The sequence below is a fragment of the Microcystis sp. M53602_WE12 genome (genome assembly GCF_030065455.1).
In the GTDB taxonomy this organism is placed as follows: domain Bacteria; phylum Cyanobacteriota; class Cyanobacteriia; order Cyanobacteriales; family Microcystaceae; genus Microcystis; species Microcystis aeruginosa.
Genome location: NZ_JASJFB010000466.1, coordinates 1 through 3,968 on the forward strand (window position 1 = coordinate 1; position 3,968 = coordinate 3,968).

Annotated in this window: 4 protein-coding genes; 2 read left to right on the forward strand and 2 right to left on the reverse strand. The window is 41.7% G+C overall.

Annotation, left to right across the window (positions count from 1 at the left end; genetic code table 11):
- Positions 1 to 206 precede the first annotated feature (206 nt).
- Positions 207 to 1,148 (forward strand): TIGR04168 family protein, encoded by a 942-nt coding sequence (locus PX482_RS15460; protein ID WP_004159447.1) that lies wholly within the window; start codon positions 207 to 209, stop codon positions 1,146 to 1,148.
- A gap of 53 nt (positions 1,149 to 1,201) precedes the next feature.
- On the opposite strand, the gene PX482_RS15465 is transcribed toward PX482_RS15460, so the two are convergent.
- Positions 1,202 to 2,143, reverse strand: a complete 942-nt coding sequence (locus tag PX482_RS15465) for a hypothetical protein (protein ID WP_288094673.1) — start codon at positions 2,141 to 2,143, stop codon at positions 1,202 to 1,204.
- 162 nt (positions 2,144 to 2,305) lie between these two features.
- Positions 2,306 to 2,848, reverse strand: a complete 543-nt coding sequence (locus PX482_RS15470) for an NUDIX hydrolase (protein WP_002798619.1) — start codon at positions 2,846 to 2,848, stop codon at positions 2,306 to 2,308.
- A 107-nt stretch (positions 2,849 to 2,955) separates the two neighbouring features.
- Between PX482_RS15470 and ylqF the strand changes: the two genes are divergently transcribed.
- Positions 2,956 to 3,795 carry a ribosome biogenesis GTPase YlqF gene (ylqF, locus tag PX482_RS15475; RefSeq protein WP_004159443.1) on the forward strand — a complete coding sequence of 280 codons (840 nt, stop codon included), beginning with the start codon at positions 2,956 to 2,958 and terminating at the stop codon, positions 3,793 to 3,795.
- Positions 3,796 to 3,968: the final 173 nt, after the last annotated feature.

The window sequence follows — 3,968 nt, forward strand, 5'->3', positions numbered from 1 at the left end:
CCGACCATTGGAGGGATCGGGGGTAAAATTCAGGTACTTTTTCCCTGAAAATTAGGTAACTGACTACCTCAAAATCGGTAAAACCCCACACCCCACACCCCACACCCCACACCCTGCCCCCACCAACAAACTTTTTCAGCAGACCCTATTTATTCGGCCAATCCTAGTTATGATCGTTACTGATAAATGATAGTTGATAACTGGTAATGGTAAGTTCTTTCCCTCGCACCTATAAAATCGCCGTCATCGGTGACGTTCACGACCAATGGGAAATAGAAGATAATTTAGCTCTAGAAGCTTTACAAGTGGATTTAGCCCTATTTGTCGGCGATTTTGGCAATGAATCCCTAGAAATTGTCGGTCGGATTGCTAGTTTGTCCTTACCAAAAGCCGTTATTCTCGGTAATCATGACGCTTGGTATAGTGCCACCTCCTGGGGACGAAAAAAATGTCCCTACGATCGCAATCAAGAAGATCGTGTCACCGCCCAGTTAGAATTATTAGGGGTTGCTCATGTGGGTTACTCAAAACTAGACCTGCCCAGTTTACAGCTTTCGATTGTTGGGGGTCGTCCCTTTACTTGGGGAGGTTCCGAGTGGAAAAATGGAGAATTTTTTCAAGAACGCTATAATATCAGCAGTTTTGCCGAATCTACTGCCAAAATTATCGCTAATATTCAAGATACTGCCTATAATAACCTGATTTTTTTAGGTCACAATGGTCCGGCCGGACTGGGAAAGGAAGCGGAAGCTATCTGTGGTCGCGATTGGCAACCCTTGGGAGGGGACCACGGGGATCCCGATTTAGCAGCGGCCATCGAACAAGCACAGCTATTAGGAAAACAGGTTCCTCTGGTCAGTTTCGGTCATATGCACCACCGTCTCCGTCATACCACTTCCCGTTTACGCAATCCCGTGGTCACTTCCGAGATGGGAACTGTTTATCTGAATGCTGCCAGTGTCCCTCGTATTCTCCACTCCGATACGGGTAAATCTCGCAATTTTTCCCTAGTCACTCTTGAAGAAGGTCTAGTCACAGAAGCATCTTTAATCTGGTTGAACGATAATTTCGAGATTATCAGTAATAGAAAACTTTATCACTCCGGGTCGTCAATCGATCGCCTATCTCCCCAATCTTGTTATTCTTAATTTACATCTCCCCACACCCCACACCCCACACCCCACACCCCACACCCCACTTCCTATAGATAGTTAAGTTTTTGAGCGATTAGAGGTAAAGCAAGAGCGATAGTAACACTAACAATCATACCGATAAAAGCTTTCAAGGCATCCCCTAAAACCAATTTACCCGTGGCGGCTAAATTAGGGGTTTCTCTGGTTAAAGTCAGAGAAATTTCTCGACCTCCTAATAAACCTAAAAATACCCAAGTGGTACTCATGGGAATATGATTATAGCCAACAAAAAAGAGTAAAATTAAGCCATAAATTAAGTTAATAATTGTTGCAGAACGCGGATCATGGGCGTTAGTTTTGCTAGTGACAATTTTCTCGATTTGACCACCATGATTAATAAAAATGATGGTTTGCAGGAGTAGCATAACTGTTAGAGATAAAACTAACCATGTTGCCGCTAACTTTCTGGGAAGATAGGCGAAAATATTAGCAAAATCTTGCATTAACCATTGACTCCAGAGAAACCCGGTGGATAACCACTGTAAAACTACCCAGATTTTTTGAGGTTCTTTATTAACTGTTTCTAGGAAAAAGTTTTCTAATCGATAAATAATTCGATAGATGACTAACCCCACTATAACAGCAAGAGCATAACCCCAAGCGGATTTAACTAACATTTCATCTAGAGATTGGGGAGCAAAAACTGTTAAAACCAAAAAGGTTGTACTCACAGGTATTCCCCAAGTGGTGAGAATTAAAATTGCTAAGGGAGGAACGATATAAATCCAAGTAAAAGTTTCTGGGAAGGGAATCATTTCTAGTCGATTATAAGCCACATCTCCCTGATTAATATACCAACCAGCGATAAAAATCGAGGCTAAGATTATACTGGTGTACAGCCATAAAATCCACCAGGGACGTTCTTCATTGGCACTTAAAAAAGTCCCTAAAGTTTGTAGGGAATCGTTGGCAACAATCGCATAAGCTGATAGGATAAAGCCAGCAATCATCAAAAAATTACTCATAGACAAGTGAAAAAAAAATAAAACTTAAAGTAATACAAATCCCGTTCAAACAGTAGAGAAAAGCGCAGAGGTAGGAGAGCGGGAAGTGGGGAAGTGGGAATAAACGAAAACTTCCTACCTCCCCATTAATATAACTGCTATAACTCCTTAATTTTGCTTTAAAAAATCCCTCGCTAGATAGAAAGCAGCTAAACTACCAGAGACGGTAATTTCCTGTGGATTAATTTCCTGTAAAGGTCGAAGAATAACTTCAATTTCCTCGGTAATATCTAACTTTTGTTGACCTGTGGGAGTAGCATTAAGAGCCAAAAAAATATGAATTCTGTTAGTATCTTTAACGGGATTATCGTACAAAACAGCCAGAGGTATTAGAGAATCACTTTGATAACCGGTTTCCTCCTCGAATTCCCGACGCGCTGCCGCAGTAATATCATCTTCACCCGCATCTACTGCTCCGGCAGGAAATTCCAATAAAATTTCCTTAACTCCGTGACGATATTGACGGACAAAAACCAATTGATTATCCCCAGTAACTGGAACAACTAAAACAATTTCAGGACGAATATTAACGAAATAATCATCGATAACTTGTCCGGAGGATAACTTCACCGCGTCTTGACGGACTTGACACCAACGATTATGAAAAACTAGCTCGGATTTAATAATTTGCCATTTTTTTAAATTAGTCATCGACAATCCTGTTATAATTGCAGTGAAATTACTAAACTTTTTCTCAGATAATTATAGCTATCTAGGGACTATTCCTGATAAGATTTAATTTTATACTCCCATCTCCCATGTCGTTAATTCAATGGTATCCCGGTCATATTGCCAAAGCGGAAAGAAAACTCAAGGAACATCTTAAACTCGTGGATGTGGTCTTAGAAGTGCGCGATGCTCGCATTCCCTTAGCTTCCCATCATCCGCAGGTGGACGATTGGATTGGCAATAAACCGCGCTTGTTAATCTTAAATCGTCTCGATATGATTCCCGAATCTGCCCAGCAACAATGGGTAACATGGTTTAAAAGTCAAGGAAAAACCGTCTATTTTACTAACGCTAAACAGGGAGAAAGAGTTAAAGCAATTATCAAAGCGGCGGAAAAAATTGGCGATGAAATTAACCAAAAACGTCAACTAAGAGGAATGTTACCGCGTCCAGTGCGGGCTGTGGTGATCGGGTTTCCCAATGTGGGCAAATCTGCCCTGATTAACCGTTTATTAGGGCGAAAAGTCGTCGCCAGCGCCCGCAGGGCCGGAGTAACGCGACAATTACAATGGGTACGAATTTCCGACACCTTAGAACTATTAGATGCGCCGGGGGTGATTCCTTCCCGTTTAGATAATCAAAGGGATGCGGTGAAATTAGCTATCTGTGAGGATATTGGCGATGCTGGTTATGATAACCAAAGGATAGCGGCGGCTTTTGTCGATTTATTAAGAGAATTACAGTATGAAGGACTTTTAGAATCTCGTTATGGGTTGAATACTCTAGACATGACCGGGGAAGATTTTATCGAAAAATTGGCCAATCTCAAATATCAAGAAGATAAAGAAAGGGCAGCCATGCAGTTACTCAATGATTTTCGTAAGGGAATAATCGGGGCTATTCCCTTAGAATTGCCCCCTTCCTCTTGAAATCGCCTGTTTTTAACTCAATAGTTAGGGTCTGCTGAAAAAGTTTTTCCTAGGGGCAGGGTGTAGGGTGTAGGGTGTGGGGTGTGGGGTTTTACCGATTTTGAGGGGGTCAATTACCTAATTTTCAGGGAAAAAGTAGCTGAATTTCCCCCTGATCACTCCCATATCTGGTA